General features: G+C 29.0%; 17 protein-coding genes. 10 read left to right on the plus strand and 7 right to left on the minus strand.

Going from position 1 to position 19,579, the window contains the following annotated elements:
* The first annotated feature begins 732 nt into the window (after positions 1–732).
* Positions 733–1,209, plus strand: a complete 477-nt coding sequence (gene scpB / locus LPC16_RS05210) for an SMC-Scp complex subunit ScpB (protein WP_040054704.1) — start codon at positions 733–735, stop codon at positions 1,207–1,209.
* 102 nt (positions 1,210–1,311) lie between these two features.
* Positions 1,312–1,668: a DUF760 domain-containing protein gene (locus LPC16_RS05215; RefSeq protein WP_040054703.1), complete on the plus strand. Its 357-nt coding sequence runs from the start codon at positions 1,312–1,314 to the stop codon at positions 1,666–1,668.
* A 241-nt stretch (positions 1,669–1,909) separates the two neighbouring features.
* Here the strand turns inward: LPC16_RS05215 and LPC16_RS05220 are convergent, their stop codons facing one another.
* Positions 1,910–3,229: a proton extrusion protein PcxA gene (locus LPC16_RS05220; protein WP_229637099.1), complete on the minus strand. Its 1,320-nt coding sequence runs from the start codon at positions 3,227–3,229 to the stop codon at positions 1,910–1,912.
* A gap of 88 nt (positions 3,230–3,317) precedes the next feature.
* Here LPC16_RS05220 and LPC16_RS05225 point away from each other — a divergent pair, with 88 nt between their 5' ends.
* Positions 3,318–5,432: a DEAD/DEAH box helicase gene (locus tag LPC16_RS05225; protein WP_229637100.1), complete on the plus strand. Its 2,115-nt coding sequence runs from the start codon at positions 3,318–3,320 to the stop codon at positions 5,430–5,432.
* A gap of 150 nt (positions 5,433–5,582) precedes the next feature.
* On the opposite strand, the gene rpsU is transcribed toward LPC16_RS05225, so the two are convergent.
* Both rpsU and LPC16_RS05235 read right to left on the minus strand, forming a co-directional pair.
* Entirely contained in the window at positions 5,583–5,765 is a 183-nt protein-coding gene (rpsU, locus tag LPC16_RS05230) for a 30S ribosomal protein S21 (RefSeq protein ID WP_229637109.1), read from the minus strand.
* A gap of 140 nt (positions 5,766–5,905) precedes the next feature.
* Complete coding sequence (locus LPC16_RS05235; RefSeq protein WP_229637111.1) at positions 5,906–8,086, minus strand: IMS domain-containing protein; 2,181 nt, start codon at positions 8,084–8,086, stop codon at positions 5,906–5,908.
* A gap of 352 nt (positions 8,087–8,438) precedes the next feature.
* Between LPC16_RS05235 and pdhA the strand changes: the two genes are divergently transcribed.
* From pdhA to cysE, 7 genes are all read left to right on the plus strand, one after another.
* Positions 8,439–9,470 (plus strand): pyruvate dehydrogenase (acetyl-transferring) E1 component subunit alpha, encoded by a 1,032-nt coding sequence (gene pdhA / locus LPC16_RS05240; RefSeq protein WP_040055045.1) that lies wholly within the window; start codon positions 8,439–8,441, stop codon positions 9,468–9,470.
* 415 nt (positions 9,471–9,885) lie between these two features.
* On the plus strand, positions 9,886–10,425 hold the full coding sequence (locus tag LPC16_RS05245) for a Ycf51 family protein (RefSeq protein ID WP_261345099.1): 540 nt from the start codon (positions 9,886–9,888) through the stop codon (positions 10,423–10,425).
* Positions 10,426–10,523: 98 nt separating this feature from the next.
* Positions 10,524–11,150 (plus strand): cobalt-precorrin-8X methylmutase, encoded by a 627-nt coding sequence (locus tag LPC16_RS05250; protein ID WP_229637114.1) that lies wholly within the window; start codon positions 10,524–10,526, stop codon positions 11,148–11,150.
* 34 nt (positions 11,151–11,184) lie between these two features.
* Positions 11,185–12,432 (plus strand): precorrin-6y C5,15-methyltransferase (decarboxylating) subunit CbiE, encoded by a 1,248-nt coding sequence (gene cbiE / locus LPC16_RS05255; RefSeq protein WP_229637116.1) that lies wholly within the window; start codon positions 11,185–11,187, stop codon positions 12,430–12,432.
* Positions 12,433–12,766: 334 nt separating this feature from the next.
* Positions 12,767–13,312 carry an adenylyl-sulfate kinase gene (gene cysC / locus LPC16_RS05260; RefSeq protein WP_040055049.1) on the plus strand — a complete coding sequence of 182 codons (546 nt, stop codon included), beginning with the start codon at positions 12,767–12,769 and terminating at the stop codon, positions 13,310–13,312.
* A gap of 356 nt (positions 13,313–13,668) precedes the next feature.
* The gene (locus tag LPC16_RS05265) at positions 13,669–14,250 is read left to right on the plus strand and encodes a PspA/IM30 family protein (RefSeq protein ID WP_229637118.1); all 582 of its coding nucleotides are present in this window, start codon (positions 13,669–13,671) and stop codon (positions 14,248–14,250) included.
* Between the two features lie 348 nt (positions 14,251–14,598).
* A complete protein-coding gene (gene cysE, locus LPC16_RS05270) occupies positions 14,599–15,306 on the plus strand; it encodes a serine O-acetyltransferase (RefSeq protein WP_040055050.1) in 708 nt (235 codons plus the stop codon).
* A gap of 10 nt (positions 15,307–15,316) precedes the next feature.
* Here the strand turns inward: cysE and lepB are convergent, their stop codons facing one another.
* The 4 genes from lepB to LPC16_RS05290 form a co-directional block, all read right to left on the minus strand.
* Positions 15,317–15,898: a signal peptidase I gene (gene lepB, locus LPC16_RS05275; RefSeq protein WP_229637120.1), complete on the minus strand. Its 582-nt coding sequence runs from the start codon at positions 15,896–15,898 to the stop codon at positions 15,317–15,319.
* A gap of 284 nt (positions 15,899–16,182) precedes the next feature.
* A complete protein-coding gene (lnt, locus tag LPC16_RS05280; RefSeq protein WP_229637122.1) occupies positions 16,183–17,835 on the minus strand; it encodes an apolipoprotein N-acyltransferase in 1,653 nt (550 codons plus the stop codon).
* A gap of 70 nt (positions 17,836–17,905) precedes the next feature.
* Positions 17,906–18,433, minus strand: coding sequence for a hypothetical protein (locus tag LPC16_RS05285; RefSeq protein WP_229637124.1), 528 nt, complete (start codon positions 18,431–18,433; stop codon positions 17,906–17,908).
* A 335-nt stretch (positions 18,434–18,768) separates the two neighbouring features.
* Positions 18,769–19,569 carry an LmeA family phospholipid-binding protein gene (locus tag LPC16_RS05290; protein WP_040055054.1) on the minus strand — a complete coding sequence of 267 codons (801 nt, stop codon included), beginning with the start codon at positions 19,567–19,569 and terminating at the stop codon, positions 18,769–18,771.
* Between the last annotated feature and the right edge of the window lie 10 nt (positions 19,570–19,579).

Raw genomic sequence — 19,579 nt, forward strand, 5'->3', positions numbered from 1 at the left:
AATTAGTAAATTTACTGATTTTGACATAGTTTTAATAACTTTTTACTACTTCTCAGAAAAGTTGCAATAAGAATATTGGTTATCTTTTCTATAATAGTTCTCCAAGTATTTAAGCTTTTAAACTAATCTGTATTTTTTTAGCAATAAAAATATTTCTCGTAATATGATTAGGCCCTAAGCATCAAGAAAAAGTGACATCATAGTTAATAAATGTTTTAATAATGAGCTTTAGCATTATATTAAAAATAATCTAGAAATTAACTATTATATTTAGTAAATCTTTCCTTTATATTAAAGTTTATTCAAAAAAGTGTAAGTGATGTTGGAATACTTTATTTACAAAGTTTGTGTAAGATATATATTACACTTAATTTCTGCTATATTAATGGACTATTTATTAATAGTTAGTTTTCTCTAAAGAAACGTAATAGTTTTTTGACTCTAATTATGATATAGATATGATGATTTCAATTCCTCAATTTATTATTTAGTTACTAAACAATAAGTTGATCACTAGTCTAAAGATAAATTAATGTCTCAGCATACAATGTTCTTCAAGAAAATAGGAAGAATTCAAATGAAATCTTTCGCTAAAAATTTAACATAAATATTTATCTTTTGTTTTCACATTAGTTAAAAGTAAAGAAGACTGCATTTATTAATAAGTAAATGAAGATTAAAATAAATTATGTTCAACTTAATATTTTCATTAATAAAAGGTGATATTTAATAATGATAAGATTAGCAACAAGAATTGAAGCAGTTTTATACCTTAAAGGTCAATCTCTGAGTCTGGTCGATATTGCTAAATATCTGAACTGTAAAACTGAAGTTGTACAAGATGCAATAATTGAATTAATGTCTGATTACGCATATCGTGACAGTGCACTGGAAGTTATAGAAACAGAAAATGGTTATAGCTTACAACTCCGTCCAGTCTTTAACGATCTTACAGACAACATAATTCCTGCCGAATTAGGGAAAGCAGTGTTGAGAACTTTAGCGGCAATTGCTCTCAAGAATCCTATTGTTCAAACTGAATTAATTGAATTGAGAGGGAATAGTGCTTATCAACATGTACAAAAATTAGTAGAGCTAGATTTTATTCGTAAATATAGCAAGAAACCTGGACGTTCCTATCTTTTATCAATTACCCCTAAATTTCATCAGTATTTCGAAATTGATCAGCTTCCAAAGTCAGTGAATTAGATTCTTAGCTATTTTTTCGAGTAAGGCTTATATTGTAATGGTATATGACAATAGCAGAACATAAATAAATTAAAATTAAACTCAAATTTGGAGTTCTAGAGAATGGTATTCAACTTTGATTTTCTCTCAGAAGAACAAGATCCTAGCCCCCTCATACAATATCTTAAACAACAGCAACCTGAAACACTATCACGAATAGCACAATCTGTTAGTTTAGAAGTTGAGCAAATTATTACCAAAAATGTACAAGGACTAATGGGAATACTTTCTTCCGGAGACTTTAATATACGAATAGCTACTGATCGCGAAAGTCTAGATAACCTTCTTGCTTCTGCAATGATGACAGGATACTTTCTTAGTAAAATAGAACAACGTAAAGATCTAGAAGTTAATTTTTCTAATACTGAATTTTCAAATTCAAGCTTATCTTCCAGCCAGACAGAGGAACAAAAAGAATAGTGATAAGAGAAATCATAGAGAAAATTTACTTTTTTTCTATAATTTCTCTTAGTAAAAATTTATCCGCCTCTAGAAAAGCTTCCCATTACAAAAGCAGATAGTAATATTCCTGGACTTAGTAAAGCAATTAATAGCAACAATTGATCAACAGTCATAAATGTTATTTTAGATTGTAATATCTTCCACTTGTTAAATTAACGCAATTCCTCCAAAATTTCGCTAAGTTAACTAAATTTTAATATTATTCATTCATGTTTTTATAAGTAGCTACAGCCGAAGGAGAAATACGATTAAGATAGCGAAATATCCAATATTTAAGTACTGTGTCCAAAATAACAGGGAATGTTGCAATAAAAAGGAAATTAAACTCTTGGTTTTCTGGTAATCCAAAATGATGGGAGATTCCTTCTAAAATAACTTCCCATCCATGTGGAGAATGAAATCCAACAAACATATCTGTAAATAGAATAATTAAAAATGCTTTGGCTGGATCACTTAATCCATATAAGATTTCGTCTAGAAAAGCTTTTAAAATTTCTATCTCTTTCCTACTAAAAATAACAACTATTACAAAAGCAGTGACAGAAAAAAGATCAGCAAAAACATTGCCAACTGAATTTATACCCTGTATCCGATATTGCTGTGTTATTTCTTGAGCTTTCTCTTTAACCTTTTCTTCAACTTTTTCTTCATTCAAAGGTTCTCTTAGTCCTATTAAGCCTTGAAATCTGAGAATTTCTTCATAATGACTCAACTCTTCAAAAGCTTCTTCTTCTAAATCTTTGTTAATAAATACTACTTGTCCATGATCTTGAAAATATTGACGAATTATTGGAGTTAATAAAAATGTTTTAGTTAACTGATGAGTCAGTAAAGGAATTATGATTAGTAGTAAAATAAATTTGATAGAAAGGGCAGTTCTTAATCGAGATTTACGATGTCTATTTAAAACCTTTTCTTCACTATCCTCTGATTTAGGATCTATTTCTTGTCTTAGTCTATTCAGTGTATCAACAAAAGATCGTGGTAAAACACCTATGTTTTGATTTATAGACTCTAGACGATGCCTATCTTTTGGAGATATATTTTCAATGTTATTAGTTTCTTCTTTTATTTTAAGTGCAGTCTGTGTTGAACTAGTAGAGTTATTTGAATTATTTTCATTTCTACTTAAGTTATATTTCAATATAATCTTGTCAATAAATTTTAACTTTTCAAGAACAACTGTATTTTTTATAAAATTCTGTTGTTCTTCTTCATTTAGTATTTTTTCTTCATAAATATCTTGTGAGATATTTATAAACTTTAAGAATAGTCGACTAGTTTTGAAAATATTTAGCTCTGAATTAATTTTTTTGAGATAGCTATCAATTTCTATCTTAAAATATGAAACAACACTGCTACCATAACTAGTATGATCTTGAGATATTATTTGTCCACCAAAATATTTATCTTCAATTTCTTTTACTTTTAAAGCCATTTTATAGGCACGGTCTAAAGATCTCTCTGGAGTTGATGTCAGCCAATCAAAAGTTTTTTTAATCAAGAACTGAATTTTCATAGTAACTAGTGCTTATTTACAATGAGTAAAAAATTAAAGAATAAAAATATTTTAGAAATGATTGTATGTTAACTAATTTAATTGAGGAATGTTTGTGAAGTTAAACTCCTTATGGATTGAAGGAACTACTCGTACTGGCAAAACAACCCAATTAGTTAAGAAGTTTTTTTACTTAATTCAAGAGAGGGGAAATGGCCAAAGTTTAACCCCTATACAATCAATTACTCATAACCTTGCTTCATCAGTATTAGTTTTATCTGCAAATGACGATAATCGTCGTAAATTGTTTGATAAACTTTCTTCTATAACTAAAGGTAAATATGCTATTCATTGTAAAACACCTTTAGGATTCATGAGAGATGAATTAAAGTTATTTTGGCCTCTTCTATTTAAAAAACTAAAGCTAAAGGAAGAATTCCCTTTATTTTTAAGAACCGAAACTGAACAAGCATTCGCCACTAAATTATGGAAACCATATTTAGAAAAGTATCAAATATTACTTACTAAGAATCATGAGTTTCGCTTTATTCGCCAAACTCTAGACTTATTGCAATTAGCAAGTGCTAGTGGGGTAATGGTTGAAGACATATCCTTTATATTAGAGTATGGCTTAAAAGAAGAATACTACTTTTTAAAAGAATTCCATAGCTCTATCCATACTAAAAAAACTTTGCCAAAGTTACAGCAGAAATTAATTACACAATGGAAAGGATGGTGTTTTAGTCGTGGCATAATAACTTATGGACTTATCTATAACTTATATTGGCAGTATTTATTGCCTAACTCTCAATATAGAGATTTTTTAATTAACCGTTATCGTGGAATTTTTGCAGATGATATTGATGACTATCCTGCTATAACTAAAGATTTATTTCAATTTTTTATAGATCATCAAAAATTTTGTGTTTTTACTTACAATCCATATGGACAAGTTAGATTAGGTCTAAGCGCTGACCCTAAGTACTTATGTCGTATAAAGCCTTATTGTAATACGATAATATTATCTACATATCCAAAACTTTTTGATATCAGCAATCAACTTATCTTAGAACAAATAGATAATCCTTTATCTTCAAAAAAACTTCCTTACTTTTTCTCATCAATTAAAACTTCTTCAAGAGCCGAACTTCTTCAAAAAACAGCCAATTTTATAGTTAAGGCTATTGAAAATCATCAAGTTACTCCTAACGAAATTGCAATTATTGCACCTGGTTTAGATGAAATCGCACGTTACACTCTAATTGAGACCTTATCAACAGCTAATATTCCTGTTAGATTATTAAATGAACAACGTCCTCTGATAAGTTTCCCAATTATTCGTGCATTATTAACTCTTTTGGGACTAGTTTTTCCTGGACTAGGACAATTTGTTGAAACACATGATATTGCGCAAATGCTCACTATATTAAGCTATGATTATGAAAATAATACAATGATAATTGACCCTGTTAGATCAGGAATCTTAGCTGATAATTGTTTTTATATGGATAAACAACATCCTAAGCTATTACCGTTAGAGCAATATTCTAGGTGGGATAGGATGGGATACAATGCTGCTAAGGCTTATAAAAGGTTATATTCTTGGGTAAAAGAAACAAGATATGAAATAGAACAAAAACAACCTGCTAACCCTATAGAAGTTATCGATTCAGCAATTAAAAAATTTATAGAATCTAGGTATCAATTACCTCATGAACAACTATTAGCTCTGAAAGAACTTACAGAAACTGCCCAACATTTTTGGGAAATAGATTACCGTTTACAAAAATATAATACAAATATAAAGTCTCTAACAAATAACTTAGTTGATTTTATTCAATTACTCAGAGAGGGCATAGTCACAGCTAATCCTAAACCTGAAGATTATTTTAGCAAAAAGACTGACTATGTAACTTTGACTACAATTTTTCAGTATCGTTCTTTAAGAAGTTCTCATAATTGTCATTTATGGTTAGATATTTCGTCTCATTTATGGGAAACAGCTGGGGCATCAGTTTTATTTTATGCTCAGTTATTTTTAAGAGATCAATTAAGTAATTTAAACAAGTCTGAAGAAAACAAAAAACGTTTAAAACGTATTTTAATGGATTTATTAGGCAGAGTAAATAATGAAGTAGTTTTATGTCATAGCGATTTAAACATTAAAGGGATATATCAGTCTGGTCCACTACTAACCTTTATGAATAACTCTAAAAAAAGATAAACAATTTACAACTATTATTTTGGAATAGTACATGTTAACTATTGGTAAAGCCCCTAGCTTTTAAATAACAGTTAGGGGCTTATTAAGTTACTAAGCTAAGCTCAAACTATAAAAGCTCTACAATTCCTAAGATGCAATATTTTATCAAGCTTAATGTTGGCGGGACCTTTGTCTTTGCCGAGTAGCTTCTTTACGTTTACGCTTTTCTTCTGGCGTTTCAAAAAATTGATGCTTTTTATAGTCTATATAAATTCCAGCTCTAGCAACCTGCCGTTTAAATCGACGTAATGTAGATTCAATGGGTTCGTTTTGACCAACGACTACTTGAGTCATTATGAAAGTTAACACCTCCTTTTGTTTAATAAATAAGAATAATAAGTTAACTATCTTCTTTTATTAAAACTTATTCAAGTATATTATTTCAACCCTAGAATATATCTTTTTTATAAATTTAGACGAATAAGGTCGACAGTTTAGTTAATAATATCAATTGTTTGAATTAGCCAACGATCATTTTTGCGAAGTAAAGTATAACGTACTTTTAAAATATCATCGTAGGCATAATTGATATTACCCTGATGGTAATATTGGGCAGTTTCTTTGATATCAGCTTCACCAATAACTTGATATAATTTATTCTGATTAGGCTTCAGATGGTTAACCTTGATTTCATGTTGATAAACCCAATAATCTTGGTTTTGCTTCAATTTTTGTGCATGATTACGCCATTTTGAAAGTAAAGGATCAGCTAGAATATTATTTAATGAACTAATATCATGATCTTTCCCAAAAGCTTTAGATTTACTTAGTAACCATGTTTTTATTGATTGGTGAAAACCTTCAGATGTCAATATACCTGTTGTGCTAACCATTTGTGTATTAGCTAAGGGTATATTTATTAGCGGTTTAATAAGAGATACTCTATATTGATTTTTCTCTAAAGTAAATAATGGAGAATTAATCTGATATGCTAAAAGTAAGCAAATACCTGTTACACTCGCACTGCCAAGAATAGTTAACGTATTTCTTTTCGATCTCGAAAAATAGTAACAACTTTTAATATAATTGACTCTCAATAGTATTTTTAAAAGTTGAGTAGTATACAAAGAACTCTTATTAAATTGAACTTTAATATTCTTTTTAGTAAAGCTTTGCACTAAATTTTTAATATTTGTTATTGAAGTCTTTTCAGTTTCTAAATATGGAAAAAGAGAAGGATTTTTTGTGGATAGAGAGTGAGAAATTGAGTCTAGACTAACTGGTTGCAACTTTTGTAGATTTTGTCTGTAGTTATAATATTGACGGCTTTCCGTAAAGGTATCAATGATGGGAAAAGTTGAATAATTTCTTCTTCGATTGGACTTTTCATGAACATCCACACAAAAATTATCTAAATAGGCTCGAACCTTTTTATTAAGATAATACTCTTTTAAAGAAAATGATGATTCTTTTAAGTCTCTAAAATAATTAGAAACTTCTGTTTTTAACCATATTTCAGTATAAAGACATAAACCAGGTAGTAAATCAGGAGAACCTTGAGAATTTAATCTAATAAAATTTAAGATTGGCTGATTGTCTACTTTATTTAATAAGATTTTTTCAGCTAACTGGGTTTGTCCTAACAATAAAGCAACAATAGTTTGTTCTATAGAGACTTTCTTGTGAGATTCTAAGTTTTCAAGTATTGTTTGAGCTTCTAAAATTAGGTAAGGTTCTTTCTCAAAAAAACCAAGGGCTATTAAGATATTTACTTTTAAATAGGATGTTACAAGAGAAGAAGAATATTTATAAGTGTCTACAAAAATTTGTTTCTGTTCATTAATAGTTAAATGAATTCTCATTTGCTGGAGAAAACTTAAAAAGTCATTAGTTTTAAGATTAAAATAACTTTTTGTTTGTTCATTAACTTCATATTTATTTTCAAGCATAGTTCCTAATAGATCAATTCCTTTTTGTCTTAGAGATTGACAATGTATAGGATGAGCTAACAATTCTAAGATACGATAAGGTCTTAATTTATCAAGTTCCGAATAAATTTCTTTTTGTATAGACAAAAAAAGTTGATTTGTTTCTAAAAAAGTTAATCCTTTTAATCCAGCAGCAGCAGCTTTTTCATATGTCTTATCATGCCAAAGCTGTCGAGCAATTTCTAAATAAGCTGAAGAAATACTCAAAACTATATCCATTTGAGACGTTGTTAAACTTTTGTCACTTATAAGTTTTGGATAAGAATCAAATAACAATTTAAGATAATTTTCTCCATATTGTATGACTAATTCATATTCGCTTAATTCATATAGTATTAAAAGGGCTCCAGAAAGATGATTTTCATGGATTTTAATGCTTGAGCTTTCATATATAGACTGTTGTTCTTGATTAACTATGTCTGACTTTTTATTATCAAACATAGAATCTTTATTAGCGCTAGAGAAGACTTCTTTTAAGAAACTTGACTCATAGTCGGTTTTTGTAACTGGATTAGATAAAACGTGGAAAGCTTCATTTAATAGATTTATACGTTTTTGAATTACATCTTCACTATATTCATGGTGAGGAAGTTGTATAATTTTATCTTGATAAGCTCGATGAAGTTGTTCATCTACTGTATTCGGAGAAACTCCTAATATTCTGTAATAGTCTAAGGGTATACGCACGTTTGATTTCCTCGAATCAAAGTAGTCGAAATTTATACTTAATAGTTAAGTATAAATATAGTTAACAAAATCCCTATTAAAAAATGTCGTTCTTTTTCAAATTTGTTATAGCTATTCAAGTATAGTGAGAGTTTTAAAATTGTAACCATAATATGAGCTCTTCAAATATGGTAATTATATCTACATAACATTAAAATATCTGTTTAGTTTAAACTATGACCAAATAGAATATATCTATTTTTCAGTTATATTAAGATAACTTATCTTGATATAACTATAACAATATTCCCAGTTCTCGTTTTTTATAATTCGATTTTTTCTCTGTCCTGTTATTAAATTTATTTTAGTTATTATGAGCTCTGAACGTATTCTACCTACATTTGATATGAGATCTATCCATTTAACTAAAGATGAAGGATTAATCCTCTATGAAGATATGCTCCTAGGTCGCTTATTTGAAGATAAATGTGCTGAAATGTACTATAGGGGAAAAATGTTTGGATTTGTTCACCTATACAATGGTCAAGAAGCTATTTCCACAGGTATCATTAAAGCTTTACGTCCTAGTGAAGATTATATTGCCAGTACATATAGAGATCACGTGCATGCCTTAAGTTCTGGTATTTCTCCTCGTAAGATTATGGCAGAACTATTTGGTAAAGAAACAGGATGTAGCAAGGGTAGAGGAGGATCAATGCATCTATTCTCAAGAAAACATCGTTTCTTAGGAGGATATGCTTTCGTTGCGGAAGGTATTCCTGTCGCTACAGGAGCTGCATTCCAGAGCAAATATCGTCGTCAAGTTATGAATGATAATAATTCTGATCAGGTAACAGCTTGTTTTTTTGGAGATGGTGCAAGTAATAATGGCCAATTTTTTGAATGTTTAAATATGGCTGCGCTTTGGAAGTTACCAATTATTTATATAGTAGAAAATAATAAATGGGCCATTGGAATGTCTCATGATCGAGCCACTTCGCAACCAGAAATTTATAAGAAAGCAGCTGTCTTTAACATGGTAGGAGTAGAAGTAGATGGAATGGATGTTTTAGCGGTAAGGCAAGTGGCAAAAGAAGCTATTGCCCGTGCCCGTGCAGGGGAAGGGCCTACATTGATTGAAGCTTTGACTTACCGTTTTCGAGGGCATTCTTTAGCTGATCCAGATGAGTTAAGAAAGTCAGACGAGAAAAAGTTTTGGGAACAGAAGGATCCTATTCAAAAACTCAGTAATTATCTGATTAGTCAAAATATAGCTAATCAAGCTGAATTAGATGCTATTCAAAAGAAAGTTAAAGAAGTTATTGATGATGCAGTAGAGTTCGCTGAGCAAAGTCCTGAACCAAAAGCTAATGAACTCTATCGTTATGTTTTTGTTGAAGATTAAAATAAATTCTAGATATTAGATTAAGTATCTCTTTTTAAATTAGTAGCCAAATGTTAAAAATTAACTGTGAAAAAACTCTAAATTTAGTAAATATGTTTTGTAAATGTTCATTCAACTATATAGTTTTAAGATAGAAATTTAGAAAATTAGTTTACTAACATATTAAGTGAGATATTAGTATTTTTAAAAAAATAACTAAATTTAGATTCTATTTTTTAGAAGTAATACTAAATAATTAGCAAATTCTCATTTATTTAAAAAAAAGAAATAATCCTATATTTAATTAACTGTATGTAGCAGAATATTTCTTAGTACTTCTCTGAAATTTTCTTTAATCATTGAAAATAAATCAAGAAACTCTTTAGACTCTGATAAGATTCATCAAAATTACAAACTGAAACTTATATTTAACAAAATGCTTACTTTTATAAATTTTCCGAATTATATACAATGGTCTCTAATGGCTACTATCATCCTACTCTTAGTTGTAATTTTGTCTTTCATGCTAAGTTGGAAAAATCGTTTCCGGCTAGTTGGAATTCTAGGATTTGTAATAGTTCTAACTGTAGGACTTTTTGGATTAAAAATAGGCTTGCTAAACTATAATAAAACGACTACGTCAGTATCTTTATCTCGTGTATATGATAATGCTGGTGATCAAATAGTAATTTCCGTTAAACCTTCTATTACTAAAATAAAGTTATTAGAGACCTTAAGACAAGCAGCTCAAAATTATTTCGTTTATGGAAGATCTATGGGAAAAGATAATAAATTAACGATAAGGGCACGAGTTCTTCTACATATAAATGAAAAAGAAGATCTTCCTTTATATCTTGGAAAAGCTGAGGAAGTATTAAATTTTCAAAGCTATGATGACTCAAAGATAAATATTGAAGTCTACAAGGATGCACTAAAAACTTTATCTGAATATCAAAGAAATATGAATTTATCTTAAATGTATATTTAAGTAAGAAAAAATATCATGAATGGTATTCATACAAGTATATTCTCTAGCTTTTACTAAATACTATTATTATTTAATGGTTATACCTTATGAAAAAAGACCTACTTTGGAGTCATCCTATTACCAATAAAAGCTTTGCAATCATTGATCAAGAAATAGGTCAGCATAAGTTTGAACCATTGGAATATAAAGTTGCTCGTCGTGTTATTCACTCTACAGCTGATTTTGATCTTATTAATTCCTTAGTTTTCAGTCCAGGTGCAATTATAAATGGTATCAATGCAATTAAAAAACAGACTACCATAGTGACAGATGTCACTATGGTAAGACAAGGAGTTTTTGGCTTAGTTGGTAAAACCTTTAAAAATTTGGTTGTTACTTCAGTTAATCAGGCTTCAAGTCCTAATCCTGGCAAAACTCTTACAGAGACAGGGTTGTTAAAATGCTGTAGTCAATACCCTACAGGAATTTATGTAATAGGTAATGCTCCAACTGCATTGCTAACCCTATGTCAGCAGATTATTTTAAACAAGATACAACCAAGTCTTATTATTGCTGCACCAGTAGGGTTTGTATCTGTTTTAGAAGCTAAACAGGCTTTAAAAAGAGTAAATATCCCAAAAATTTTTATAAAGGGACGCAAAGGTGGTTCTCCTATTGCAGCTTCTATATTGAATGCTTTAGTTGTTTTGGCCTACGAAAACGAGATAGTATAGCTTATAGTTAAACTTTTTGAATATCATAATAATAATGATTAGGGTTGTAGGAATTGGATTAAATGGGAAAGATAGCTTAACGACAGAAGTTAAAAGCATCGTAATAAATACTTCTATCTTGATAGGCAGCCAGCGACATCTTAAATATTTTTCTGACTATTCTGGGACTACAATCGCTTTAGAAAATTTTATTAAAGATATAAAAGTTTTAAAAAAACTCAGTAAAGATAATAAATCTATCGTTGTTTTAGTTAGTGGAGATCCCCTCTTTTTTGGCCTAGGACGTCTACTATTACAAGAGATCAATAAAAAAGATTTAGAATTTTATCCAAATCTGACATCAATTCAGCTAGCATTTAGTTATATAAAAGTTCCTTGGCATGATGCCCAACTTATTAGTATTCATGGTCGCAATTTAGATGAATTAATTCTTAGTTTTAAAAAAGGGAAGCAGAAAATTGCTATTCTTACTGACAACTATAATAGTCCACAAATAATTGCCAGTATTTATTTAAGCTTAAGCCTTCTTAAAAGCTATGATGTTTGGGTATGTGAGAATTTAGGTAGAGTTGATCAAAAAATTAATTGTTTTTCACCTCAAAAACTAGCTGATCTTAAACAGTATGAATTTTCCTCTTTAAATATTGTTATTTTTCTAGAAAATAACAATATTGCTTTAAACACACAAGAATACGCGCAATTACCTGTCCTAGGTATTAGAGATGAGCATTTCTTAACGTTTAAAGATCGTCCAGGACTTATGACAAAACGCGAAGTCCGAATAGCTATATTAGGAGAATTAAGTTTACAACCAAAACAAGTTATTTGGGACATAGGTGCAGGAACAGGTTCAGTTTCTATAGAAATATCTCGTTTGTCAAATACATCAAAAGTTTATGCGATTGAAAAAACTGCAGTAGGTATTAATATAATTACTAAAAATTGTAAAAGATTTCGAACTTATAACGTAGTTCCTTTCGCATTAACTAATCTCCAAGAGTTATATGAACTTCCCAGTCCTGATAGGATCTTTATAGGAGGTAGCGGAGGAAAATTGATTGAAATTTTAGAAATTTGTCAACAAAAATTAAAGGAAAACGGCATTATAACTATTTCTTTGGCAACCGTAGAAAATTTAGGAATGAGTATAAATTGGTTAAAGAATAATTCCTGGAACTATACTCTTCTGAGTATTCAGCTGTCCAGATCTCTAGCTATCGCTAATTTAACTCGTTTATACCCAATAAATCCAGTTTTTTTGTTGAGAGCTAACCGTAGATAAAAGTAGTAGTTAAAATTTTTCCTTATGTTACTTTTTTGTTTGCTGATAATCATACCTTATTTCTAATAACAACAATAATTACATAATAGATAACTAATTAAAAATATATTGAAGAAATCTTATATTTCTTAATAATGGATAAATTCTAATTGTTTTATCAGTAAATTGACTATTTTTAAAGTATTATTCAAAATGACAAAGAAGCTTTAATATTTATATCATTAATTCAAATCAAATTATCTTAGTAAAAAATTCAAAATATTGCTATTAGTTCACATTTAATGTAGTGTCGATAGTTGTTTATATTATCAACTAAGAGTTGATCGAAATCTGTATGAGACAAAATGGTGTAACTGTTTGGTTAACAGGATTAAGCGGAGCTGGGAAATCTACTATTTCTGACGCCTTAGAAAAAAAATTAAAAAGTTTTGGCTATTCACTGGAGATATTAGATGGTGATGTAGTAAGAACTAATTTAACAAAAGGACTGGGATTTTCCAAAGAAGATCGAGATACTAATGTTCGTCGTATTGGTTTTGTCTGTCAATTATTAACACGTAATAATGTAATAGTTTTGGTTGCCGCTATTTCACCATATAGAAATATTCGTAATGAAATTAGAGAGAAAATTGGAAATTTTGTTGAAGTATTTATTAATGCACCATTAACAATCTGTGAAACTAGAGATGTAAAAGGACTATATAAAAAAGCTAGAGCTGGTGAAATTAAATCATTTACCGGAATTGATGATCCTTATGAAGCTCCTTTAAAACCTGAAGTAGATTGTCGCACAGATGTTGAAACACTTGAAGAAAGTGTTGATAAAATTTTGAAGAAGCTCGAAGAAATGAACTATATAGAAATACCTAGTATAGAATAGCAGTTTTAAGAGAATTATTAGAACAAATTATATTGAATGTATTTTTTATTTATCATTAATCTTAATTTTTTAGAGATGATAAACTATTTCCTAGATGCTATATTATTTAATAATATATAGGAATTTTTTAGCAATTAAATTCAGACATATATAGTTTCACAATTACTTATTAATCATTGTTTTTATCCCTTATTTCTTATGAAAATAAGTAAGACTATATCAAAGAGATATTGTTTATGAAATTTAAGCAATGATTAAATTTTTTCTACAAATATTAGAAATTAATATGATTGATCTTACATTAGCTTTTTGATAAAGATTATAATTATCAAATATAAAATGTCAGGAGAGTAAGAATGAAATGGTTTCGGAAAGTTGGTCTTAATATAAAAAAGAGAATGGACAGATGGACAAATAAATTAAATAGTCCTGAAAAAATTTTAGAAATGGCAACTATGCAGATAGAGAATGAACTAATTAATATGAGAGGAGCGTTAGCAGAAACAATTGCCAGTTATAAGTTTTCAGAACGTCAACTATCACACTATGAAAACTTATCTAATAGATTATATCAAAAAGCTGAATTAGCTATATCTCAAGACAACGATTCTTTAGCAAAGAAGTTATTGATAGATCGCCAATCTTACCAGAAGCAAAATCATAATATCAAAACTGAATTAGAAGGTCAAAAAGTAATGATTCAAGAACTCAAAGAAAAATTACGAGTATTAGAAAATAAGGGACAAGAAGTAAAAACAAAAAAAAATATTTATCTCGCGCGTTTACGTTCAGCAAATGCAACGAAAAATCTCAGTGAAATATTAAATAATTTTGAAGAAAATAGCCCAAATAATTTACTTGAAATAATTGACAATAACATTATGAAATTAGAAGCAGGATCAGCAATTATAAATATGAAAAAGGAGCCTGATATTTAGGGAAAACAGTTTACTAAACTAAAAAATAATGAAAATATTCAGGAAGAATTGTCTAAACTTAAATAGGGTAAAAAAAAAGATCAGATTAGTCTAAGCTCATATACCTTCTTTTAGAGGTGTAGTAAAAGATAACAGCTTAAGTAAAATCTTAAGATGAGCTAATTTCAATTTTAGAAAGCAAAAATATTATTTAAATGTTTAAATATATTACTCTTATTAGCAGCATTTTGCATTTAATTTTTTTAACAATTGACTCTTCTTAAAGTTATTTAACTAATTTTTTTTTTCTAGTATTCTAATGGTAAAATAGATGCTGGATATATACTCTTAGTCAAAAAGTTCAGTCTTGTGTTATCTACTATAGTTACTGATTTTCGTATAATTTTTGATCGAGATCCTGCAGCTCGTAATTGGCTAGAAGTTCTTTTCTGCTATCCTGGGTTACAAGCTATTATCTTATATCGTTTTGCTCATTGGTTAGATAAATTAAATATTCTATTCTTACCAAGATTAATTTCTCATTTTGCACGCTTTTTTACTGGAATTGAAATTCATCCAGCAGCTCAAATTGGTGTTGGAGTATTTATTGATCATGGAATGGGTGTAGTTATTGGAGAAACTGCGAAAATAGGAGATTATAGTTTAATTTATCAAGGTGTTACTCTTGGTGGAACAGGGAAAGGAAGTGGTAAAAGACATCCAACTATTGGCAAAAATGTAGTTATAGGTGCAGGAGCAAAAGTTCTTGGAAATCTAAATATAGGAGATAATGTTCGAATAGGAGCTGGTTCTGTTTTATTACGTGATGTACCTTCAGATTGTACTGTTGTTGGTATCCCAGGAAAAATAGTTTATCAGTCAGGAGTACGAGTTAATCCTCTTGAACATGGTAATCTTCCTGATTCAGAAGCAAAAGTGATTAGATTATTATTGGATAGAATCGATTTATTAGAAAAACAATTTCAAGCATTAAAAAGCGAGAAACTAGAACAGTGGGAATTCGTTGACGAATCTAATAAAATATTACATTTAAAGTCAACCTATCATAATAAATGACTTTTTAATATTAAAGAATAGAAATACGTTTGAGAGGAAAAAAACGAAAAATAGCACGCCCTATAATATTCTTTTCTGATAAGAAACCCCAAACATGGGAATCGTTACTATTATTGCGATTATCTCCCATAACGAAAAGATATCCCTTGGGTACTGTAACTGGTTGTAAATCATAGTATGGTTTTTGTAAAATATATTTCTCTTCTAATAAAATATTATTAATATAAACTTTTCCATCTTTGACCTTTACAGTTTCTCCACCCACAGCAATTACTCTTTTAATAAAAGCTTGATTATTTTTATATCCTTGCAGTTTTAGTTGCACTGGAGGCTTGAAAACTACTATATCTTTTGCTTTAAGATCATAAAAATAGCGAGAAACTTTCTCAACAATTAGTCGATCACCTACTTTTAAAGTAGGATACATGGATTCAGAAGGAATATAACGAGGTTCGGCGATGAATGTACGAATAAAAAAAGCTAAAGCAATAGCAATTAGTAATATCTGCATATTTTCCCAGATTATTACTAATAAACTTTTATATGAATTAGATATATCAGGAGAACCATACTTATTTGAATTCCAAGGCATACACAATTTTTTATTTAGTCTATCAGTTATTATATAGCACTAATTACTTAAACTATATTTTACTAAGAGTATAGATATATTAGTATGATTCAATTATATAAAGTTCAAAATAGTTTTCATTCAAAATTTACATTATTTTAGATACTTTATATAGCTAATTATAGTTGAGGAGCTATTAATGTTAAATAATATTTTAAAAGTCTCAGAAAGTATGATGCTTCATTATATTTGAAAACTATTTACTAGCCAGATACAATGCTAGCAACTAACCAATAGTAGAATATTTACACTTTAATGGCAACAAGAAAATCTTTTAACAATGGTGTAATCGCTATGAGGTTCAATGTGATTGTCAACCAATCACCCATTTTTACATATAAAGTTAGTGTGTTCCTCGCATAAATTACTCCTTTGTGTATATCATATGTATTCATTTTCGATATCCACAGGCTATCTCCATTAGGGTTGATAATAGCAGAGTAACCCGTGTTAGTTGCCTTAGCCATCCATCTATCAGTTTCAATCGCACGAATTACATCTTGGGAATGATGCTGAGCAGACATAATCTGAGTAAAATGAGCATTATTAGAAGCTGTGATTATATATTCTCCTCCTAAACTTGTTTGATATCGGAAGTATTCACTAAATGCAGATTCGTAACAAATACCTATAATAGCCTGGCCTACAGAGGTGTCAAAAATTTGCTTATTTTCTCCTACAATTAAGTGGTTTTCTAATGGAGATAAGCTATAAACGAGTTTTCCTAAAATATTCTCTAGAGGAATATATTCTCCTAATGGAACCAATTTAACTTTATCAAAGCGACTTAATATTTTTCCATTTTCTACTATGGTGAAAAGACTATTAGTATAGCCAGCTTTTTTACCGCCTAATGCACCTAGAATAATAGGAACTCTATGTTCTATAACTTTTTCATGCAACAAGCTGTTCCTGAGGATATATTGTATGTTAAAAGGTAAAGCAACTTCTGGAGTTATTATTAAATCGACTTTCTTGTTTGCTAGAATTTCGTAGCCGTTACTATAATTTTTAAGGGCCCTAATTTTTCCTTCATGATTCAACTTAATAGTGTTAGGAATATTTCCTTGTATTATTCCAATTTTAATTTTTTTGTCATTAAAATCTAAAACTCTGTGATTATATAAAAACAAGCCATATAAATGTGAAGAAGATATGATAATTACGCTTAAAGAAATTAAAAATAAAAATTGCTTTTTATTTTTATCAATTACTAGTATTGATTCTGATATTAAACCATTAATTGCAATAATTAGAGCTGTTACTGTTGAGTGACCTGAAAGCTTTGTTAATTGTAAAATAGCTAGGTTATCTGGACTTTGTGTATAAGATAAAGAAGTCCACCACAAAGGACTTTGATTCCAAATCATCTCTAAGAGACACCAAATTGCAACTCCAAAAACAATTCTTCTAAAAGATTGAGTCAAGGAAGAAGTCAAAACTTCAGTGTCTTTAAGAGATTTTTTTTTTGTTTTTTTGCAATTAATTTCTTGTATATAATTAATATTATACCAAAGCATAAGGCATGACCAAACAAGTACTAATATAATTCCCCAGCATGTTACTAACAACCAACAAGAAGTTGTTATTATAAGACTTGATATCCAGGAAATTCCTATCCATGTGACAGGATGCAAGCTTGTTATCCAAAATAAACTAAAACCATGATATGAACAGCCCCAAGCTATAGCTCCTAAAATTATTTCACTAATTTTTGTTTTTGACTTTAATCTACTTTTCTTGCTTTTTATATCTCTATGGCTTATGTATTTAGTTTTTTCAGATATTATAAATGTCCATAGTGGAACTAATGATACCCATGCAAAATAAAACTTAGAGAATGGGGCAGTAGCTAAGCCCATTAACAAGCCACTAAAACCTACTAATAAAACTCTCATACTAACGTTCAATTTTTTATATCGAAATAGATCTAAATAAGAAAATTAATATTTATAACAGAAAATATATTTAAAATATACTTTCTGTTGTTAAACAAATAGACATTGCTTTGATATGAGTAATATCTTTTACTTCTTTTACTGTAGCAATTACACATTCAGCATAGAGTCCTGGATTTAGGCTAGAACGACAAGAATCTAATAAAGTCAATGAGTTTATTAAATTCTTGTCCACATTAGAATTAATGTCTGTTTGATTAGGCAATATCCTATGAATGCTAACGACACAGTTTCCTAGATCTATAGGTCTTCTTACCTGAAAACATGCTCTTAAGGAATCACTTCCATCAATTTGGCTTATATTTCCTATGATACTGACACATTGAGATAGCTCTTTAGGAATCAGTGCATCAGAACAAGCAGTTGCTGCATCTTCTCCTGATATCGAGAATTTTTTTAATTGGTTAATACAAACACTATATTGGTTCGAAGAACTTTGTACATTTCCATAAACACTAAGTGGAGCAATATAAAGGTTAATTACTAACGACCCAATGCAAGCTTTTAATAAGTTAAATCTATGTTTCAGTGAAATCATTAAGCAAGAATAAAAAATTGTTTACATTTAATAGACCCTAGTAACTAAAAAAGATTAAATAAAATTTTTTTAAATAATAAGTGAAATTTATAACTTTATAAAATATTACTAACTGATATAATGCCATAAAAGTTTTAATAAATTAAAAAAGTTAGCAAATTTCTTAGTTTTTGAATCTAAAGTTTGATAATTTTTTCTGCAAAACTATTGTTTTATTAGTAAGTGCTTCCTTTTAAAAGGAGGTTCTATCATGTATTAACTTAACAATAATCTGCCTATAAAAGTAAATATAATTGTTATTGTCTAATTAAATAGAAAATTAATTTTGATAAACTTTATAAAAGTGGGTCAAAACGAAAGAAAATGGCAACTTTCAACATATTGTCATCGACTTGCAGATTTAAAATTCTCGCTACTATCCCTTGTTTTTCAAGGGTCTTCAAGTTCAAATTTTCATTAATCCCTATTGTTAAAAAGTTCAAAAAACGTTTTGACAGTTTTCTCTTATTAAGAGTAGCATTCAAATTTGTTAACTTTATTAAATATCCTTTTTCTATCTCGAAGCCAACTTCTGTCGTAATTATTAGTTCATTTTTTGTTTCCTTAGAGGCTGAATCTTCTTCTAATTCAACTTCTAAGCCTAAATAATCCTTCCTGATAAAATTTATACGTAATGCAACTATTTTGAACTGAGGAGCTTGACGAGGTAATAAATCATTGATCAATTCTTGCAATTTAGATTTAATATTCTGTGATTCTAATGCTTGATTAAAATCTTCTTCTTTTATTGTGATTTTAAAAGCACCTTGAAGTGGCTTATTAAAAAATGATCTGAAGTTTTTGACTTTTCCTCCTTGTTGAATTTGATCAATATTAATATCAATTGGATCAGTTTCTAGCTCAAAGGAATCTATCTTAAGATTTTTAATAACTTCGGCTTTACGGCTTGCAATAGAAATATTATCAAATTTACCGTTCACTACTTTGTAGCTTGGAGTACTATTAACACGGACTGACAGTTTTTCTACATTTACAATTTGAGAACGTAATTCATTTTGAATAACATTATCAATAATAAATCCAACAGGAGAAACAGCTGTAATTAAACTGGATAAGAAAATAGTGAACCATTCCATAAAACAATGA

The sequence above is a fragment of the cyanobacterium endosymbiont of Braarudosphaera bigelowii genome (assembly GCF_020885515.1).
Classification (GTDB): domain Bacteria; phylum Cyanobacteriota; class Cyanobacteriia; order Cyanobacteriales; family Microcystaceae; genus Atelocyanobacterium; species Atelocyanobacterium thalassa_A.